Source organism: Corynebacterium ciconiae DSM 44920 (assembly GCF_030440575.1).
Classification (GTDB): Bacteria; Actinomycetota; Actinomycetes; order Mycobacteriales; family Mycobacteriaceae; genus Corynebacterium; species Corynebacterium ciconiae.
The window spans coordinates 1,163,696-1,183,995 of record NZ_CP047189.1 but is presented as its reverse complement, the minus strand read 5'-3'; the positions used below and the strand labels follow the sequence as shown (position 1 = coordinate 1,183,995).

Here is a 20,300-nt window from a genome sequence, read left to right as displayed (position 1 = left end):
AGTCTTCTTCCTTAGAACCCTGTAAAAAGTTTCTGTCTAGTTACTTCTTGCCCTTGCGTACAGGGCCGAGAACCATGGTCATGTTGCGGCCGTCCTGCTTGGGGCGGGCCTCGACGATACCGACCTCAGCAACGTCTTCTGCAAGACGCTCCAGCAGACGGAAACCAAGCTCCGGGCGCGACTGCTCACGCCCGCGGAACATGATCGTCACCTTGACCTTGGAACCCTTTTCCAAGAATCGAACGACGTTATTCTTCTTCGTTTCGTAGTCGTGGTCGTCGATCTTCGGGCGGAACTTCTGTTCCTTGACTACCGTCTGCTGCTGGTTACGGCGAGACTCGCGGGCCTTCTGGGCCAACTCGTATTTGTACTTGCCGTAATCCATGATCTTGCACACCGGCGGCTTCGCCTTCGGTGCGACCTCAACGAGGTCGAGGTCTGCGTCGTAGGCGAGCTTGCGAGCGTCCTCGATACGGACGATGCCTACTTGTTCACCACCGGGGCCAACAAGTCGGACCTCCGGTACTCGGATTCGCTCATTGATGCGAGCTTCAGCGCTGATGGGGACTCCTCAGATCGACGAAAATAACGTGACTCTTGTTCTCTCACGCCCCGCCGTAGCCGACGCGGCGCGTAACTGACCGCTTGATCGATGTCTCGCGCGATGATCCCCGAACCTTCCCTACCGATAACGATAGGAAATAAGAAAACTCCCGACCTTCACTGCACTGCTGTACAGGAAGAGCGGGAGATCCACTCAACACACTTCACCGGTAGGCGCACACGCCCATCCGCTGTGGTGTGATGTAAACCCTGATCCTCGCGTATGCGGGCCTCGGGTGGGAGGGATCTCCACTTTGATTAATCCACAACAGCCGTGTCACACGACTGTAAGCGGTAGTGCCCACCACAGTAACAGCCGGCCGCGGCAAATACAAATTACCGCTGCCCGCCCAATACATGCACCTATCGACGCCTAGCACACACCAGCCCCTTGCCTCTAGCCACACCCGCCCTGCACCCCCACTGGGCGCCCCCACCATTCAACTCACACTGCAGCGCGTCCGAGCCCCGACTTAGGCTTAGCTCCATGAACAATAGTTTTGACCAACAACACACAGGGCCAGAGGACTCCTCGGCTTCGACTCAACAGCCACCTCCCCAGGCTAAACCCGCGGCACCAGCCTCCGACCACGCAGGTGCGCAGGCTTTAGCACCCAGCGCGCACTGTGCAGACGGAACGGCTGGGAACGCTCTAGACGAAGCCTTGGAGGAGCTGGTTCACGCGGCGGAGTCTATGCAGCGGGCTGTAGCAGTTATTCGCACCTCGATCGATGGCGGCACTAATGGACAGACTCCGACTCCTGCCGAGTTTCGCCGGCCCGCACCACAACCGAGCTACCACCACCCCACGTATCCTCAGCAGCAACAGAGGGCCGCACCCCACCCTCACCCAGTTCACGCTGCACCTCCTGCAGGTTATGGCTACCCCACCCCGGCTGACTCGCCGCCGCACCCTCACCGCTTTCCACCTCACCAGCCGATAGCTCACCCAAGCACAACCCCGCATCCGAGCCAGAATGCCACGCAAGCCCCTAGACGGCCGGCGCAGCATCACCCGGCTATCGGCTGGGGCGGACATGACACTCAAGGCCGCAACCCGCAGCAACACCACCGCACCCACGGTGGAATAACCACCGCCCAGTCCCAATGGTGGCGCGATGAGGCACTTACCTTGCGTGTGATTGCCGTGGGCGGTGGAATCCTCACCCTGTGCGGCGTGGCATTTTTGGTCAATATTGCGATCAGCCATGGGTGGTTTGGCCCCGCAGCGCGGGTGGCCTGCGCTTATGCTTTGGCAGCGGTGATTGCATTGTGCGCTGGTCGCCACTATCTCAAGACGAGAAGCGCTACTGGCATCGTCGCTACGTTAGTGGTGACCTCCTCGGGCATGTCGTGTATTACCACGCTGGCCCTTGCAACCCCACTGGGCTGGATTCCTGGCTATGGAGCCGGAGTTGGCATCGCGGCGTTCAATGCCGGATATATGTGTCTGTGTTATTGGATACGCTCCGAGGCTGCGGCGATCATCCTCGCCGTGATCTCTACCCTCTGCCTTGTCCATGTGGAGAATCATGGAGTCAGCTCCGGCGAAACACTAGCAATGCCCGTGCTCTTTGTGCCTCTTGCTCTATATGTCCTTGCGAATGTCCGGCAGCGCTCCTCTGCGCGAACAGCGAGCGCTGCCATCGCGATGGGGGCGATCTACATAGACTCCACAGCAGTTCTCACGTTGATGGATGAGCACGGGGTGAGTCCCGTGTTGTTACTGCTCTACGTTGTGGTTGTTCTCGCCTGGATGGCTCACGCTGGAATTGAGCCAGCGCGCGAGATAGGACGCGCCGCGTGCTGTTCTACCTCAGATTCCACCGCTGCTGCTGATAACAGCGGTGATGCTGGTGCGGTACTGACGAGACTTCGAGGCTCCGCGCAGTCTCACCTCTTAGTTGTGGTGGCTCTCGGGATCGTTATCGCCGCATCTACGCCGATTCTGCATTCGCTGTTGATTGTTCTCCCCGCAGTAATCATCACAGCCTATGCGGTATACACCGCGCATCGTGTCCGTGGCACGGGTGCGCCACATGCGGACCTTCGTGGAGGCTGGGGGCTTGTTCGTGCGCATAGCACCGCGAGCGGATCTGCCTTAGGCAGCAGCACTTCAGGCACTGGGAGCACGACCCGTGGCAAGTCTAGGGCTTCTGAATGCTCGTCCGTGCCCGAAGGGGCAGCCGAATATGCCCGCGCCTATTACACACTGGCGCAGCTATTGCTGGCGCTATCTACCGGTGTGGCGTGGCATTTCTGGCGCCTTTATGAAGACAGAACGCTGACACTAGCCCTCGTCTTCTTTTCCGCGATCACAGTTGTACTATGGGCGGCCTTCCGTGTCGCCGCCGTGGTGCCGATGTCTGCCACCGCTCGTGGCCAGTTGTGGGCGGGGTGGCTGCTCATGATTCAACTGCTCATGGCCTCGCCCACGTTCAGTGTGATCAACAGCAATGGACAAGGTGCAGTGTGGTTCGCCCAAGACCCGTTGCTGATCTTGGTACTGATCGCGCTCATGGTACTCGGCTGCTTCCACATTCCCGCGCTGCTACGCGGGTTATCCTCCGCTATCTATATCTGTGGCGGAGTGCTGACGTTGTCGCTGTCATTGCTCGTGATTGTCGGATTCGCCACCCGTACCACAGCCGCCTTAGCGCCAGCGCATATCGACGCAGCGTTTTACATCTCCCATGCGGTGGCGTCAGTGTGCTGGATGACTGCTGCGGCACTGATCCTGCTCGGTAAGACGCCTATCACCCGTGAATACGAGTTCCCCGTTGGTTTGCTCCTCGCTTTGGCCGCCAGCGTCAAGGTCGTGTTTTTCGATCTCGCGAACCTCAATGCCGTGGCGCGCACGATCACGTTTCTCGGTTGCGGACTCGCACTGCTGGGGGTGGCGATCATTCGTTCCCGCACCGTCACCTCTCCACGAACTGGGACCGATGCGCAGAGCGGGCCCGCAGGACAGATTTCAGACCCCCACCCCCGAGTGGGGTCCACGATTGCATCACCGCCCCTGAGTGAACGCGCGGGCACTACCAACTCCGGTTTAGCCGGCGACCGCACCGCGGGAACCGAGCCGACCAGCGAGCCGCAGCCTCCAGCCTCACCTGCCGATTCCTCCGAAGGCTAGCGGCAGTTAAGGGCCATCTGCAGCCGGCGCGGGCACGGGGCAGGTCGGGTGCGGGCACGCGGCGGGCACGGCGCAGGTGGGGCCCCACCGAAGGAGTATGCCCGCCACCGGCTAGTCTGGCCTGCTCGGTGGTGGGCAATTTCGGCTAGGCCTTAGCCAAAAGTGGCTGCAGGAATTGGCCGGTGTAGGAGCCTTTCACCTGCGCCACATCTTCGGGGGTTCCTTCGGCGACAACCCGGCCGCCACCGTCGCCACCCTCAGGCCCCATATCTACAATCCAGTCTGCAGCCTTGATCACATCGAGGTTGTGTTCGATGATGACCACCGAGTTGCCCTTGTCCACGAGCCCCTGGATCACCAGCATCAGCTTGCGGATGTCCTCGAAGTGCAGGCCCGTCGTGGGCTCATCAAGGATGTAGATGGTGCGGCCATTAGACCGCTTTTGCAGCTCTGCGGCCAGCTTCACACGCTGGGCCTCGCCGCCAGACAGGGTGGTGGCGGACTGCCCCAAACGCACATATCCCAAGCCCACCTCCGTGAGAGTGTTGAGATAGCGGTGAATTGAGGTAATTGGTTTGAAGAACTCTGCGGCCTCAGAGATCGGCATATCCAACACCTCAGAGATGTTCTTTCCCTTGTAGCGCACTCCGAGGGTCTCACGGTTATAGCGAGCTCCCTGGCATACCTCACACGGAACATACACATCCGGCAGGAAGTTCATCTCGATCTTCAAGGTGCCGTCGCCCTTACAGGCCTCACAGCGTCCGCCCTTGACGTTAAAGGAGAAACGACCCGCCTTGTAGCCACGTACCTTTGATTCACTGGTTTCCGCAAACAAGGTACGGATCTTATCGAAGACTCCCGTGTACGTCGCGGGATTCGAGCGCGGGGTCCGACCGATCGGCGACTGGTCCACCTGTACCAACTTGTCTAGGTGCTCGATGCCTTCGACGCGGGTGGCGCGCCCTGGCACCAGCCGCGCCCGGTTGAGCTCATTGCTCAACACTTTGGACAGGATCTGGTTGATCAGCGTCGATTTTCCGGAGCCCGATACACCGGTAACGCAGGTGAGCACCCCGAGAGGGATACGAACATCCACGTCTTTGAGGTTGTTCTCACGGGCCCCGACCACCTTCAGGCAGCGGTCGTTATCGATCGGGCGGCGGGTCTCGGGCACACCCAACACCTTGGCGCCCGAAAGGTAGTCGCCCGTAAGCGAATCGCTGGCAGAGAGGATGCCCTCTGGCTGGCCTTGGTAGACGATCTCGCCGCCGTATTCCCCGGCACGCGGTCCGATGTCTACCAACCAGTCGGCCGCCTTGATAGTGTCCTCGTCGTGCTCGACCACGATGAGGGTGTTACCCAAATCCCGGAGTCGCTCCAAGGTGGCAATCAGCCGCTGATTATCGCGCTGGTGCAAACCAATGGACGGCTCGTCCAAGACATACAGCACCCCAGCCAGACCGGAGCCGATCTGGGTAGCGAGCCTGATGCGCTGGGCCTCACCACCGGACAGCGTCCCAGCTGCTCGGTCGAGCGTGAGATAGTTCAGGCCCACGTCCACGAGGAAACGCAGACGCGCCTGCACTTCGCGCAACACGGCACCGGCGATCATTTCCTCGCGCTTGTTGAGCGAGAGATCGTCGAGGAATGCGCGAGCATCCTCTACCGATAGCGCTGAGAGCCCAGCGATGGACTGCTCGCCATGCCCAGCCGAGGCAAGCCGAACGGATAAAATTTCCGGCTTCAGCCGCGAGCCGTGGCAGGCAGGGCACGGAACTTCACGCATATAGCCGCGGAAACGTTCCTTCTGGTGCTCGGAATCGGTCTGCTCGATCTTGCGCTCCACAAAGGCGATCGCTCCTTCGAAGGGGGCGGTCCAATCGCGGCGACGCCCATAGCGATTCTTGTAGCGAACACGTACCTCGGTGCTGGAGCCATGCAATAGCGCCTTTTGTTCCTTCTTCTTCAGAGAGGAAAAGGGCGCGCGAGCATCGAAGCCCATCTCATCGGCCAGTGCCTCAACGAGCTTGACGAAGTACTTTTTGTTCGGCGAGGAGTGCCAGGGCGCGATCGCGTCCACGACCTTGGCATCGGGGTCGGGAACGAGCAGCTCCGGATCCACCACGAGGCGCGAACCTAGGCCGTCGCATTTCTCGCACGCGCCATAAGGAGAGTTGAAGGAAAAGGCACGTGGCTCCATCTCATCGAGGTGGAAGTCGTGGCCATTGGGGCAGGCCATCTTCTCGGAAAAGCGTCGAACTCGGTGCGGGTGGGTGTCGTCAAGCCCAACAAAATCAAGGACCACCACCCCATCGGCCAAAGTCAGCGCCGTTTCGATGGAATCGGTCAGACGCTGCTTCTGCGACTGCTTCACCTGCAAGCGATCAACCACCACATCAATATCGTGCTTGATCTGTTTTTCCAGCTTGGGCGGCGAGGACAGCTGGTGCATCTCGCCATCGACCATCACGCGAGCATAGCCCTGAGCGGCCAAATCCGCGAAGAGATCCACAAACTCGCCCTTCCGGGTGCGCACCACTGGCGCCAACACCTGAAACTTGGTGCCCTGCTCCATCTCGAGCACCTGATCCACGATCTGCTGCGGCGTTTGGCGATCAATCACGGCATCGCATTCCGGGCAGTGCGGGGTGCCTGCGCGCGCATACAAAAGACGCAGATAGTCGAAGACCTCGGTGATGGTGCCCACCGTGGAGCGCGGGTTGCGGTTAGTGGACTTTTGATCGATCGAGACCGCCGGCGAGAGCCCCTCGATCATTTCCACATCCGGCTTGTCCATCTGCCCAAGGAACATGCGCGCATAGGACGACAGCGATTCCACATAGCGGCGCTGCCCCTCGGCGAAGATCGTGTCGAAGGCCAGTGAAGACTTACCCGAACCGGACAAACCCGTGAACACCACGAGCTTGTCACGAGGGATGTCAATATCTACCCCTTTGAGGTTGTGCTCGCGGGCTCCGCGGACAATGAGGCGTTCAGCCACAGGCTTTCCACTACCTTTCCTAGTGCACTGCATCGGTGTTGATGAGTGGCATCGACTCACTACAACGCCACTGACGAGCAATTCATTCCCCAGCATCATCCGCGCTTGGGCGCTGAATAATTCTGGGCCTGGCCATGGCGTATCCCCCACCGCATCCGACCACCGCCACCGTGTCTCATCTAGTGTAGTACGCATGAGTGCTGAACTAATTCTGGATTCCATCTCTGTTTCGGAGATGGATAACAACTGCTACCTTGTGGTCGCCGGCAACGAGGCAATGCTAATCGACGCCGCCTCGAACCCCGACGCCCTCATGGAGCTCGCAGCCAAGCACGAGGCCACGATCACCACGGTGGTAACCACCCACCGCCACGCCGATCACGTGGGCGCCCTAGCGGAGATCCTGCAGCGCACCGGCGCCAAGCACATTTCTTCGAGCCTGGACGCCCCGGCCTTGCCCTGCGACGTGGACGAGGAGCTGGAGCACGGTGACACCCTGAACTTCGCCGGCCACGAGATTCCCGTGTTCGTCTTGCGCGGCCACACCCCGGGCGGTCTGTGCTTGGAGCTCACCATCAACGGTGAAACTCATCTCATCGTCGGCGACAGCCTCTTTCCCGGGGGTGTGGGAAAGACCAATTCCAAGGAAGATTTTGGTCGCCTGATCACCGACGTGAAAGAACGCGTTTTCGACGTCTACCCTCCCGAGGCTGCAGTGCATCCCGGCCACGGCGATTCCACCACCGTGGGCGCCGAGGCCCCCCATCTCGAGGAGTGGTGCGCCCGCGGCTGGTAACGCCCCAGATGCTTATCGACGCAGCGTACACCCGTTACTCGCACCTGCCTGAGCACTGCCTACATCTCGTCCTGACCTGCTTTTCGTCTAGGATGGTGTGAGGTAAAACGTCGACTCGCGCCTGACACAGGCTGCGAGGCTATGAGAAAACATACAAGGAGCTGGAAGAACGAATGATCCGTAAGATCGCTCGCCCCATGGTGGCTACCGTCTACATCGCCGACGGTGTGGACACCATCACTAACACCGAAAAGCACGTCGAGGGCACCAAGACCATCCTCGATCGTCTGCGTTCGGTCCTGCCGAATGACTACAGCCGCAAGCTGCCGAATGACCCGGAGACCGCGGCCAAGGGCATTGGCGTGACCAAGACCGCCGCTGGCTCCCTGTTGGCTTTGGGTAAGGCCCCGCGTCTGGCTGCCGGCACCCTCGCCGTGCTGTCCGTGCCCACCATTCTTGCTCGCCACGCATTCTGGGAGACCCAGAATGATGACGAGAAGGCTGCTCGCCGCAGCGGCTTTATGACGGACATCGCCCTGCTGGGTGGTCTGTTCATCGTCTCCGCCGACACCGCCGGCAAGCCGGGCCTGAAGTGGCGCGCCAACCGTGCCGCTAAGGATGCCAACAAGGCCATCCAGTCCGCTCTGCCGGGCAAGTCCGACACCGAGAAGTTCAAGGAGAACGTGGCCGAGCAGGCTTCTGCGGTCAACTCCGCAACCAAGGACTTCCTGTCCACCACCTCCGAGAAGGTTTCCGGTTACGCAGACGAGGCCAAGTCCTACGTTGATGACAACAAGGATGACTGGTTGGATGTAGCTAAGTCCAACACCAAGACCGCTAAGAAGAAGCTGGTCAAGGCTGCCGATAAGGCCCAGAAGCGGGCTGAGAAGGCCCGCAAGGATGCATCCAAGAATGCCCCGAAGCTGCAGAAGCGCGCCGATAAGGCTCTGCGCAAGGCCCAGAAGCGTCTGGACAAGAAGGTTAAGGACTTCTCCTAAACCTCTACTTGGCTGATCGGGAGCATACCGTGCCCCTCAGCCTGCACTCGCCCCAGTTGCACTCCCATAGGAGGACGCAGCTGGGGCGCTGTTCATTCCTGGCCCTGTTAGGCGCCGATCATCGCCAAGCTGAGGTGAGCGGTATCTGCGGAAGGTATTGGCCGGCGGCAACGCCGGGAACAAAAATGAATCCACCGCTGTTGGCTCTACTGCCCTGGTGCACATGAGGGCGTTGAGACTCGCCCCACCCCGACCACAGTGGCGGGCGCGTATGATCGTCTTTTTCGTGTGCAGTACACGACGTGTGTGACGAGATCAGAAAGGATTCCTCTTGCCGCATAGCCCACACGGCTTTGACCCTGACACCACCGTTGCGCAAGGCGATGAGACAGCTTTGGATGTCATCGCCACCGAGCAGCGCTATGTCGATGCACTTTTTGATCACCTCGACGAGGACATTCGGGCTGCCCGCGAGCGTCTAGCCGCTGTGTCGCTACGCCCCGAAGGCGTGGATCCCGACACGGACGATTTGATTCGGCGCGAGGCCGAATACCACAGCTTGAACGACAAACTTGATCGTGCCGCCCTCGCCCAACTGGGCTTGGTGTTCGGCCGTATCGATATTGACGATGCCGATCCTGATGACCCCATCGAGCTCGACGGCGAGCGCCTCGACCGCCGCTATATCGGGCGCATGGGTGTGCAGGACGCGGACGATCACTATCGTTCGCTGCTGCTGGATTGGCGGGCCCCCATGGCGCGGCCCTTCTATCTAGCCACAACAGTTAACCCAGCCGGTGTGCATCGCCGCCGCCACCTGCGCACCCGCGGCCGCACAGTTACGGCAGTCGATGAAGAGCGCCTCTTGGCCTCCCCCACTGCTAGCGAGGCAGGAGACGCCCGGGCCGATATCGCCGGCGAGTCCGCCTTGGTGCACGCGCTCAACGCTGCCCGCACTGGGCACATGAGCACGATTGTGGAAACCATCCAGCGGGAACAAGACGGCATCATCCGCGATAACAACCGCGGTGTCATGGTGGTCGACGGCGGCCCAGGAACGGGAAAAACGGCCGTGGCCCTGCATCGCGTGGCGTATCTGCTCTACACGTGGCGGGAGCAGCTGGCTAAAACCGGTGTGCTCATCGTGGGACCCAACCGGCGCTTTCTAGACTATATTTCCCGCGTGCTTCCCGAGCTGGGCGAAACCGGGGTTGTGCTGTCTACCGTGGGCGATCTCTACCCGCTTGTTACTCCCACCGGACAGGACAGCCTGCTGGCCCAGGAGATCAAGGGTTCCAAGGAAATGGTCTATATTCTGCGGGAGGCCGTTAAGGCCTACCAGCAGGTTCCCACGGAGAATATCCCGCTCAGCGTGGATGGGGTGTCTTTGCGTATCAGCCCTGCGATGGTCAAGAAGGCCCGCACGCGGGCGCGTCGCTCCCGTAAACCACACAACCGCGCCCAACCGATTTTTGCCGATAGTCTCCTGCAGCTCATCGCCGAACATATGGCGGAGGTGATCGGCGCCGATCCTCTGGGCAAAGAGAACCTGCTTTCCGCTGCCGACATCGCTCAACTTCATGATGATCTCAGTGAGGAGGCCGAAGTCAACGAGATCATCGAGTCCTTGTGGCCCAAGTTGAGTCCGCAGCAGGTACTCGCCGAGCTCACGTGCGATCATGAGCGCTTAAGCGAGGTGGCTGGGGATTATGACGAGGCCACCATCGAGGGACTCTACCGCCCCGGCTACGACGTCGCTGACATCGAAGAGGCGATCATTGCTTGGACCCCAGCGGATGCGGCACTGCTCGATGAGCTCTCTGTGATCATCGGCATCGACAGCCCCGAGGAGTCTGCCGAGCAGGCCGAGCGTAAGTGGCGCCAGCAGATCGATGACGCCCAGGATGCCCTTGATATTCTCATCGGCTCGGCTAACTCAGACTTGGACGATGAGTCCGACGCCGAGGTACTCTCCGCCCACGACGTGGTGGATGCGGAAACACTTGCGCAGCGCCAACAGGTACGCGATAACCGCTCCACCGCCGAGAAGGCACGCGCTGATCACACGTGGGCCTATGGCCACGTGGTGGTGGATGAGGCGCAAGAGCTCTCTGAGATGGATTGGCGCATGGTGTTTCGCCGCGTGCCGAGCCGGTGGATGACGATCGTGGGCGATACCGCCCAAACCGGATCGCCCGCCGGAGCCGATAGCTGGGCGGAGACCTTCGCAGAATTCGTCGGGTCGCGGGTACGCCACCACGAGCTGAGCGTGAATTACCGCACGCCCGCCTCCATCATGGAGCAGGCACACGCTCTGCTGCCGTTGATCGCCCCTGAACAGCATCCCTCGCAGTCGGTGCGCGATGTGGACAATGCGGTCTCCCACCATCCGCGCGAAACGGATGTGCGAGAGATCGTCGCCGCTCTGACTCAGCAGCATCCTGACCGGTTAGTGGCAGTCGTGGCCGCCCCTGAGGTTCTCGCGGCCCGGGCTGACCTGCAGGAGCTGGAGCAGGCCCGCAGCGTGGAGGAGGTCAAAGGCCTTGAGTTCGACCACGTGGTGGTGGTGGAACCTGAAGCAATCGCTGCTGCCACCACTCGGGGATTGAATGATCTCTACGTGGCACTCAGTCGCGCAACCCAAACAGTCACGATCGTTGGCTCCACAATCGAAGAGATCGCAGCCTCCTACGCTTAAAAGCCCCACTCCCTAGCAAGGGGCACATACGCGAGCACCCGCCTCCTCAGAGGAGGCGGGTGCTCTGCTGCGTAGTAGCGCTTAGCTCACGGTGTGCACGATCATCACATCGCAGTCGGACTGGCGTGCCACATCGGCGGGCACGGAGCCGAGCAGACGACCGGTGAGGGAGTTGATGCCGCGGTTACCCACGATGAGCAGGTCGGCATTGTGCTCGTTGACGATCGCCATCAGCGCCTGCACTGGGGTGCCAGCCTTGAGGGCGGTCTCGATCTTGGAGGCTCCCACCTTCTTGGCCACCTCTGCGGCGCTGTCGAGGTTCTTCTGGGCCGGGTCATTACCGAGCACCGTCACCGAGTCTTGGCGGAGGGTCTTGGAGGCCTCTTCGCTGCTCTCGTAGTAGGCGGAACCGATGACCAAGGTGGCGTCGAATGCCGAGGCAATGGAGGCAGCACGCTCGACTGCCAACAGCGAAGACTTGGAGCCGTCGGTACCCACGACGATGGTTTGGTAGTTATCGTTCATCGACAAAGAACCCCTTTAACACATACCTAGGTTGTATTTTCTGATGGCCTTTAGGTTACCACCGCCGCCCAGGCCCATACTGCTAGGCAAGCCCCGCCGCGCGCACCTTCCTAACTGGCGGTGGAAGGTCGGGGAGGTGGCGTCGATAAGCGCCTGCACCCACGCTGGGAGCCCACCCCAGCACGAGCACAGGGCTACAAACGTGTCCTGGTCGTGGCGGAGGCTGCGTGTGTTGAGCGGTTTAGATACCGGCCTCGGTGATACCCCGGAGCTCCTTTTTGAGGTCGCGGATCTCATCACGCAGCCGTCCTGCCAGCTCGAACTTAAGCTCCTTGGCCGCGGCGGACATCTCTTTGGTGAGGGTATCGATGAGCGATTGCAACTCCTCCTGTGGCATGGAGGAGATATCGCGCTTGTCCACCAGCGCAGTCTCGGCGGCCGCATCGGGGCGGGATTCGCCCTCCTCGGCGTTGTCGTAGACCTGATCCAAAATATCGGCGATCTTCTTACGCAGCGGCTGCGGATCGATGCCGTGCTCGCGGTTATAGGCGAGCTGCTTATCGCGGCGGCGTTCCGTCTCGTCGATCGCTGCAGCCATGGATTCTGTCACCTTGTCGGCGTACATGTGCACCTCGCCGGAGACGTTACGGGCGGCGCGTCCAATGGTCTGAATGAGCGAGGTGGTCGAGCGCAAGAAGCCTTCCTTATCCGCATCAAGGATGGCCACCAGAGACACCTCGGGGAGGTCCAACCCCTCGCGCAAGAGGTTGATGCCCACGAGCACGTCGTATTCACCGGTGCGGAGCTGGCGCAGCAATTCCACGCGTTGCAGGGTGTCAATATCCGAGTGGAGATAACGCACCCGTACACCGTTTTCGAGCAGATAGTCAGTGAGATCCTCGGCCATCTTCTTGGTCAGGGTGGTCACCAACACTCGCTCATTGCTCTCGGTGCGCAGGCGGATCTCGTGGATGAGATCATCAATTTGGCCTTCGGTGGGTTTGACCACCACCTTCGGATCCACCAGCCCCGTTGGGCGAATGATCTGCTCGACAAACTCACCTCCCGTGGCAGCGAGCTCATACGGACCGGGCGTGGCGGACATGTACACGCATTGGCCCTTGCGGGCATCGAATTCTTCCCATGTCAGCGGACGGTTATCCAGAGCGGAGGGCAGTCGAAAACCAAACTCCACCAAATTGCGTTTGCGGGACATGTCACCTTCGAACATGCCGCCAATCTGCGGCACGGTCACATGCGACTCGTCGATAATGGTGAGAAAGTCCTCGGGGAAATAGTCGATCAACGTGGCCGGCGCCGAACCGGCAGGACGGCCGTCCACATGCCGAGAATAGTTCTCAATACCAGAGCAAAAGCCCACCTGCTCGAGCATCTCGAGATCGTATTCCGTGCGCATCCGCAGTCGCTGCGCTTCGAGGAGTTTGCCACGATTCTCTAGATCATCGAGGCGCTCTGCCAACTCCGCCTTGATATCTTCCACCGCCTTGGCCATGCGCTCCTCGCTGGCCACATAGTGGGTCGCTGGGAAGATGCGCAGTTCCTCAACTTGGCGGATCGGATCGCCGGTGACGGGATGAATGTAATACAGGGAATCAATCTCATCGCCGAAAAACTCCACCCGCACCGCGAGTTCCTCGTAGGCGGGAATAATATCCACCACATCGCCTTTGACGCGGAATGCCCCGCGCACAAACGCCACATCATTGCGGTCATATTGAATATCCACCAACAGCCTGAGGAAACGATCGCGTTCGACTTCCTCGCCCACCCGAAGAACCACAGACCGGTCCAAATAGGATTGCGGAGTGCCAAGGCCATAGATACACGAGACGGAACTCACCACCACCACATCGCGGCGGGAGAGCAAAGCTGAGGTTGCCGAGTGACGCAGCCGCTCCACGTCATCGTTAATCGAGGAATCCTTCTCGATATAGGTATCCGTTTGAGCCACATAGGCTTCTGGCTGGTAGTAGTCGTAATACGAGACAAAGTATTCCACCGCGTTATTGGGCAAGAGCTGGCGCAGTTCATTGGCTAATTGGGCGGCCAAGGTTTTATTTGGCGCCATCACCAGCGTTGGGCGCTGCACCTGTTCAATGAGCCATGCCGCCGTGGCGGATTTACCGGTACCGGTGGCGCCCATGAGCACCACATCGCGCTCGTTATTGTTGATCCGCTCGGTGAGCTCCTTAATCGCCCGCGGCTGATCACCGGCCGGTTGGTATTCCGAAATCACCTCGAACTTTCCGTTCGACCGTTCCACCTCGCCCACGGGTCGGAACTCGGATTCGGACAACACTGGGTGCTCTGCTGCAAAGGCCATATCTCGAGACTACCCGCCCGCTTGGGCTTGCTCCCACAGCTGTTCAACCTGCTGCTGCAACTGCTCGACTGTGCCGGAATTGTCCAACACCACATCCGCGACGCGGGCTCTGTGCTCGTCGCTGAGCTGCCGCGCAATGCGTTGGCGTGCATCCTGTTCATCGAGTCCGCGCTTGTTGACGAGACGCTCAATCCGCACCTGTTCCGGGGCAGTCACCACCGCGGTGATATCCACCGACTTATGCAGGCCTTGCTCTATGAGCAAGGCCGAATCGTGCACGATCACCTCTGCCCCCTGGGCCGCCGCGGTGCCAAGCAGCTCGCGGGTGCGCTCGGCGATACGCGGATGGGTAATGGCGTTCAGCTGCTCAGTGTGCTCTGCATCCACAAACGCCCGCTGCGCCAGAACTGCCCGGCGTAGCCTGCCCGAGGAATCGATAATATCCTCACCGAATTCGGCGGCGAGTTCCGCAAGCGCCGGTTGGCCGGGCTCTACGATCTCCCGGGCAATGAGGTCTGCATCGATAATAAAAGCCCCCTTGTCTTTCAATAGACGGGTGACTGTGGATTTGCCGGAGCCGATACCACCGGTAATGCCAATGATCGTCATGGTGCTTAAGTCTACGGGCGTAAGCTTGAGCCATCTACATACATAGTCGAGAGAAAGTCGAGGTCACATATATGGTGTCGCCACATAAACTCGTGGTGATTGGAGTTGGGCATGTAGGAAGCTATGTGCTCGCCGATGCGATGAAAATGGGGTTGTTCGGCGAGATCGTCACTATCGATATCGCCGAGGGACTCGCCCACGGTGAGGCCCTCGATCAGCATCATGCCACCGCGTTGAGCTCGATGACCTCCACCGCGGTGCGCGCCGGCGACTATAGCGACTGCGCCGATGCGGACGTGATCATCTGCGCCGCTGGTCCGTCCATCATCCCCTCCGCCGAGAACACCACCCCGGATAGAGCCGCACTCGCGGCCGTCAATGCTGCGGTGATTCGCGATGTGATGTCTCAGGTGGTGGGCTACACCCGCGATGCGGTGATCATCATGATCACTAACCCCTTGGACACCACGCTCTACGTGGCGGAAAATGAATTCGACTATCCGGCCGGCAAGATCTTCGGTACCGGCACCATGCTTGACTCTGCGCGACTACGCAGGATCGTCGCCGATAAGTGTGGGGTATCGCCGTTGAGCGTCAGCGGCTACATGATGGGCGAGCATGGCCTCTCGGCTTTTCCCGTCCTATCGCACCTGAGTGTCGGTGGAATGAACGTCGGCGAGCTAGAGCAGGCATTGCCCGGCGTTAGCCTCAATCCCGAGGAGTTGGCGGATGGCACCGTCCAGGCCGCCTACGAAGTGTTGAACTCCAAGGGCTGGACTAACGCCGGGGTGGCACAATCCGCAGTGCTCATGGCGCGGCACGTATTGCTGGACGAAAAAGTGATTGTTCCTGCCTCCACGACTGCCCGCGGCGAATACGGCTTCGATGGCGATGTCGCTTTCTCCATGCCCACCCTGTTGGGGCGCGGAGGTGCTGAGCGTCGCTTCGCTGTATCGCTCAACGAATGGGAGCAAGCCGCTTTGGAGCGCTCCGTGGACGCGATTCGCGCCGCGATTGCCTCCGCTCAGGCCGGCTAGTGTCTTCCGCCGCTGGCCGAGCTCCGGCTGCCGCAGGCTGGTGTCCGACTCCGCTGGGTACCAGCTAGCAGCACACAGCTACACCGGGCTATATACGGCTATACATAGAACAAGGGACGCTGCATTGATGCAGCGTCCCTTCTCTTGTGTCACTCCCCCAGCGCCCCCGCGCTATGTGGTCCGAGTGAACCTAAGCACAACGGCGCAGGCGGGGTGGAGACAACTAGGCTTGCTTGTCTTCTACGTCCAGGAAGGCAGTGCCGTGAGAAATCTGGCCGTACTCAGCAACCACGTTGATGGCGCCCTGCTTCTTGTGGTTAGTCACGAGAACCGGGGTGATCGGCGAGTAGCCAGCGGCCTCGATGGCAGCCCGATCGAACTTCAGCAACGGAGTGCCAGCCTCGACCTCATCGCCCTTGTTCACCAGAACCTCAAAGCCTTCGCCCTTCATATTCACGGTGTCCACACCGACGTGGATGAGCATCTGTAGGCCGTTGTCCAGCTTCAGGCCCACGGCGTGACCGGTGGGGAAAGTCATGATGACTTTGCCCTTGCCCGGAGCGTAGACGGTGTCTCCACTCGGATCGATGGAGGCACCCTTACCCACGGCGCCGGCCGCGAAGGCTTCGTCCGGGGTCTCGGACAGCGGCAACAGCGTGCCGTCCATCGGTGCCTCGACCTTCTTCTCAGTCTTTACTGCAGTGGCGGTGGCAGCTGCGCCAGCGGTAGCGGCACCGGCGGCCGGTGCGGCAGCGGACTCAGCGGGAGCGGACTCAGCCTGGGCGGTGGTGTCTGCTTCAGCGGCCTCGGCGGCCTCTTCGTCAGCGATTCGGGCACGCACCTCAGCCTTTTCTTCCTTAGAGCGGTAATCGAAGAACACCACGAGGAAGAAGGAGGTGAAGAACGCGACAGCCAAGCCGATGGCGTAGCCCAAGGTGGGGGTCATGGCGGGGATGGTCAGCAGCGAGGTGAACACGAATGCCTGCGCCTTGATGCCGAACAGGCCCATCACGATACCGCCGGCAAGACAGCCGGGCAGCAAACGCAAGTAGGTCTTCTTGAAGCGCAGCACAATACCGTAGAGGCTCGGCTCGGAGATACCACCGAGCAGACCGGCTGCCAGACCACCGGTGGCAACCTGACGCATCTGGCGGTTGCGCTCACGCACGGAGACCACCAGCACACCAGCGACGAGACCGAAGCAGGCGAAGTTCCATGCACCCATCGGGCCTTGGATGACGTCAAAGCCGTAGGTGGCGATGTTCTGCAGCATGACGGCGTTGAGCGGCCAGTGCAGACCCAGCGGCACGAGGAAGGGGTACAGCAGCGGAATGATGATGGCGAGGATGAACGGCGAGAACTCGTAGGTGTTCATGAACAAACGAGCAATGCCGTCACCAATGAAGATACCGAAGGGACCCACCACGAAAGCGGTCAGCGGAATCATCACGAGCAGGGAGATGAAGGGCACGAACACCATCTGCACTGCTTCGGGGATGATCTTCTTGAGCCCCTTCTCTACCCAGAACAGGCCGATCGCAGCCAGCAGCGGCGGGAAGACCTGACCACCGTAGTTGTTGAGCACCAGGGTCAGGCCAGCGACATCGATCTTGTAGATATCGATGCCCTCAGTGGCGCCCTGCTCGACCACGGTGTGGATGTTCTCCTTCAAGCCGATGAACTCAGGCGTGAGCAGAGCGGCCGGGATAGCGGCACCGACCCACTCGTTAGCACCGAGCTTCTTCGCGGCAGAGGCGCCCACCATGATTGGCAGGAAGTAGAACACGGAGCGCCACATGGCGTGCATGAGCACATACACACCAGACTGCTCCTCTAGCGGCTGATCGAAGGCCTGCACACCAGCGGTGTCGAGCAGCACCAGGATGGTGATGATCAGCGAAGCGCCGAGCAGAGCCCACAGAATCGGGCGGAAGGTATCGGAGAGGAACTCGAATGCGTAGTCCACCCAGCCAAACTTGCCGCGCACGCCGCCGTATTCCTTCTTCGACGGCTTCTTAGCGGCACCACCCTCGCCGCCAGCGATGTGCTCCATGCCCGGCAACTTGACGATGTCGTTGTAGTAGTTGGCCACGCCGCCGCCCATAATCACCTGCAGGCCGTTGGAGCCCTGCGGCACCACACCCATAACTTCAGGGATATTGTCGAGCGCGTCCTGATCGGCCTTGGAGCGGTCGCTGAGCTGCATACGCAGGCGAGTAGCACAGTGCGTAAACGAGTCAATGTTTTCAGGTCCACCGAGATTCGCCAGAATGGCCTCGGCGGCTGACGCATTTTTGGTCGCCATTGCGTCTACCTTTCTTTTGGAGATTGTGAGACACGGGACTAGTCCCACACTGCTCAGAGATACGAAGGCGACGCGCGCCGAGACTCGTTACACCATGAGCGTCAGTGGAGGCAGTAGCCCACTGACCGAAACTGTGGGATTTTGCCCGATTTACCACTCCCGTGTGTGGTATCACGATCATTATAGGTCACAAAAGCACTCACACATAGTGGAAGTACTATGTCTTAGGACACGTTTGCCCAGCAGCGCTTAACCACTACGACGGGCGCAAATGTCCAGCTAGAGCGCACTCATTATGCTTATCGACGCCTACTTCCCCATTCGCAACCCTTCCCCAAAAATGGGCAATATGCCTGAGTACGCCACTTTTGTGTATGCCCGAATCAACGTTGCATCCCTTACAAGCTTCACAGCTAATACATACCCCCAACTTAGCCTGCGAGGCGTGAGAGATACTTAAAAACTCTGTTGCGTAGTAGCACAAAAGCGCCCCTTCCCTGCGGTAGGGAAAGGGCGCTGAGCGCTACGGTGACACCACTGATGTCACCGCAGTGAGAAAGGCTTAGTTGCCTTCCAGCTTCTCCTTCAGAGCAGCAAGCTGCTCGTCGGAGGCAAGGGAGCCGCCGGTGGTGGCTGCGGCCTCGGCTACACCAGCGTCAGCGCTGGAGTAGTTGGAGGCACCACCCTGCTGCTCGCCGGCCTCGGCAGCAGCCTCGGCTGCGGCGCGGTGACGCTCGATCTGCTGGGTGTGCAGCTGGAAGCGACGCTCGGACTCTGCGTAGCGAGCCTCCCATTCCTGGCGCTGCTCGTCGAAGCCCTCGAGCCACTCGTTGGTCTCCGGGTCGAAGCCCTCCGGGAAGATGTAGTTGCCGTTCTCGTCGTAGGAGTCGGCCATACCGTACTTGGAGGGGTCGAACTCCTCGGAGTAGTCGTCGTCAGCCTGCTTCAGGGACAGGGAGATGCGGCGACGCTCGAGGTCGATGTCGATGACCTTGACCATGAGGTCTTCGCCAACGTTGACAACCTGATCCGGCACCTCGACGTGGCGCTGAGCCAGCTCGGAGATGTGGACGAGGCCCTCGATGCCCTCTTCGACGCGCACGAACGCACCGAAGGGAACCAGCTTGGTGACCTTGCCGGGAACGATCTGGCCCACAGCGTGGGTGCGGGCGAAGACGCGCCACGGATCTTCTTGGGTGGCCTTGAGGGACAGGGACACGCGCTCGCGGTCGAGATCGACGTCGAGAACCTCGACGGTAACTTCGTCGCCCACGGTGACAACCTCAGACGGGTGATCGATGTGCTTCCAAGACAGCTCGGAAACGTGAACCAGACCGTCGACACCGCCGAGATCGACGAAAGCGCCGAAGTTGACGATGGAGGACACGACACCCTTGCGCACCTGGCCCTTCTGGAGCTGGTGCAGGAACTCGGAGCGAAGCTCGGACTGGGACTGCTCGAGCCATGCGCGGCGGGACAGCACCACATTGTTGCGGTTCTTGTCCAGCTCGATGATCTTGGCCTCGATCTCCTGGCCGATGTACGGCTCGAGATCGCGGACGCGACGCATCTCAACGAGGGATGCGGGCAGGAAGCCGCGCAGCCCGATGTCAAGGATCAGGCCACCCTTGACAACCTCAATAACGGTACCGGTGACAGGCTCGTCGTTGGCCTGGAGCTGCTCGATGGCGCTCCATGCACGCTCGTACTGGGCGCGCTTCTTGGACAGGATCAGACGGCCTTCCTTGTCCTCCTTGGTGAGAACAAGTGCGTCGATCTCGTCTCCGACCTCGACAACCTCATCCGGATCGACATCGTGCTTGATGGACAGCTCGCGGGAGGGGATAACGCCCTCGGTCTTGTATCCGATGTCGAGCAGAACCTCGTCGCGGTCGACCTTAACCACGGTGCCTTCCACGATGTCGCCATCGTTGAAGTACTTGATGGTGGCGTCGACGGCTGCGAGGAAGTCCTCAGCGGAGCCGATATCGTTGACGGCTACCTGAGGGGTGTTGTTGGTGGGCATATGTAAGTTGCTCCGAAAAATGTTGAAATAGGAATCTCGATTGGACAGGAAACGTATCTCTTGACAAGTAGATCCAGCACCACACTCGGCGCTATGACCAGCTTGTTCAATCTCACGCGCCCCATTTTCAGCCGTCCTATTGCACCTGAATACTGTGGACGCGTTGCGACACGCCTCCAACACTCTACTGCACCACCACCCCTGCGGCAAATAGAGTTA

At 60.2% G+C, this 20,300-nt stretch carries 12 protein-coding genes; 5 read left to right on the top strand and 7 right to left on the bottom strand.

The annotated features are described in order from the left end of the window. Nucleotides 1–40: 40 nt before the first annotated feature. On the bottom strand, nt 41–562 hold the full coding sequence (gene infC / locus CCICO_RS05225; RefSeq protein WP_083878304.1) for a translation initiation factor IF-3: 522 nt from the start codon (nt 560–562) through the stop codon (nt 41–43). Between the two features lie 1,173 nt (nt 563–1,735). Here infC and CCICO_RS05220 point away from each other — a divergent pair. Beyond that, complete coding sequence (locus CCICO_RS05220) at nt 1,736–3,739, top strand: DUF2339 domain-containing protein (RefSeq protein WP_156809870.1); 2,004 nt, start codon at nt 1,736–1,738, stop codon at nt 3,737–3,739. Between the two features lie 145 nt (nt 3,740–3,884). Here CCICO_RS05220 and uvrA read toward each other — a convergent pair whose 3' ends face one another. Then, nucleotides 3,885–6,743: an excinuclease ABC subunit UvrA gene (gene uvrA / locus CCICO_RS05215; protein WP_018019892.1), complete on the bottom strand. Its 2,859-nt coding sequence runs from the start codon at nt 6,741–6,743 to the stop codon at nt 3,885–3,887. 193 nt (nt 6,744–6,936) lie between these two features. Between uvrA and CCICO_RS05210 the strand changes: the two genes are divergently transcribed. The 3 genes from CCICO_RS05210 to CCICO_RS05200 all read left to right on the top strand — a co-directional run bounded on the left by CCICO_RS05210 (nt 6,937) and on the right by CCICO_RS05200 (nt 11,235). Beyond that, nucleotides 6,937–7,539, top strand: coding sequence for an MBL fold metallo-hydrolase (locus tag CCICO_RS05210; protein WP_018019893.1), 603 nt, complete (start codon nt 6,937–6,939; stop codon nt 7,537–7,539). A gap of 173 nt (nt 7,540–7,712) precedes the next feature. Then, nucleotides 7,713–8,537: a DoxX family protein gene (locus tag CCICO_RS05205; protein ID WP_018019894.1), complete on the top strand. Its 825-nt coding sequence runs from the start codon at nt 7,713–7,715 to the stop codon at nt 8,535–8,537. A 331-nt stretch (nt 8,538–8,868) separates the two neighbouring features. Continuing rightward, entirely contained in the window at nt 8,869–11,235 is a 2,367-nt protein-coding gene (locus tag CCICO_RS05200; RefSeq protein ID WP_018019895.1) for a HelD family protein, read from the top strand. An 81-nt stretch (nt 11,236–11,316) separates the two neighbouring features. Here the strand turns inward: CCICO_RS05200 and CCICO_RS05195 are convergent, their stop codons facing one another. From CCICO_RS05195 to coaE, 3 genes are all read right to left on the bottom strand, one after another. After that, nucleotides 11,317–11,760 (bottom strand): universal stress protein, encoded by a 444-nt coding sequence (locus tag CCICO_RS05195; protein ID WP_018019896.1) that lies wholly within the window; start codon nt 11,758–11,760, stop codon nt 11,317–11,319. Nucleotides 11,761–12,001: 241 nt separating this feature from the next. Beyond that, on the bottom strand, nt 12,002–14,104 hold the full coding sequence (gene uvrB / locus CCICO_RS05190) for an excinuclease ABC subunit UvrB (RefSeq protein WP_018019897.1): 2,103 nt from the start codon (nt 14,102–14,104) through the stop codon (nt 12,002–12,004). 9 nt (nt 14,105–14,113) lie between these two features. Then, entirely contained in the window at nt 14,114–14,713 is a 600-nt protein-coding gene (coaE, locus tag CCICO_RS05185; RefSeq protein WP_018019898.1) for a dephospho-CoA kinase, read from the bottom strand. Between the two features lie 71 nt (nt 14,714–14,784). Here coaE and CCICO_RS05180 point away from each other — a divergent pair, with 71 nt between their 5' ends. Beyond that, complete coding sequence (locus CCICO_RS05180; protein WP_018019899.1) at nt 14,785–15,750, top strand: lactate/malate family dehydrogenase; 966 nt, start codon at nt 14,785–14,787, stop codon at nt 15,748–15,750. A gap of 223 nt (nt 15,751–15,973) precedes the next feature. Here the strand turns inward: CCICO_RS05180 and CCICO_RS05175 are convergent, their stop codons facing one another. Both CCICO_RS05175 and rpsA read right to left on the bottom strand, forming a co-directional pair. After that, on the bottom strand, nt 15,974–18,055 hold the full coding sequence (locus tag CCICO_RS05175) for a glucose PTS transporter subunit IIA (RefSeq protein WP_018019900.1): 2,082 nt from the start codon (nt 18,053–18,055) through the stop codon (nt 15,974–15,976). A 562-nt stretch (nt 18,056–18,617) separates the two neighbouring features. Continuing rightward, nucleotides 18,618–20,081 carry a 30S ribosomal protein S1 gene (rpsA, locus tag CCICO_RS05170; protein WP_018019901.1) on the bottom strand — a complete coding sequence of 488 codons (1,464 nt, stop codon included), beginning with the start codon at nt 20,079–20,081 and terminating at the stop codon, nt 18,618–18,620. Nucleotides 20,082–20,300: the final 219 nt, after the last annotated feature.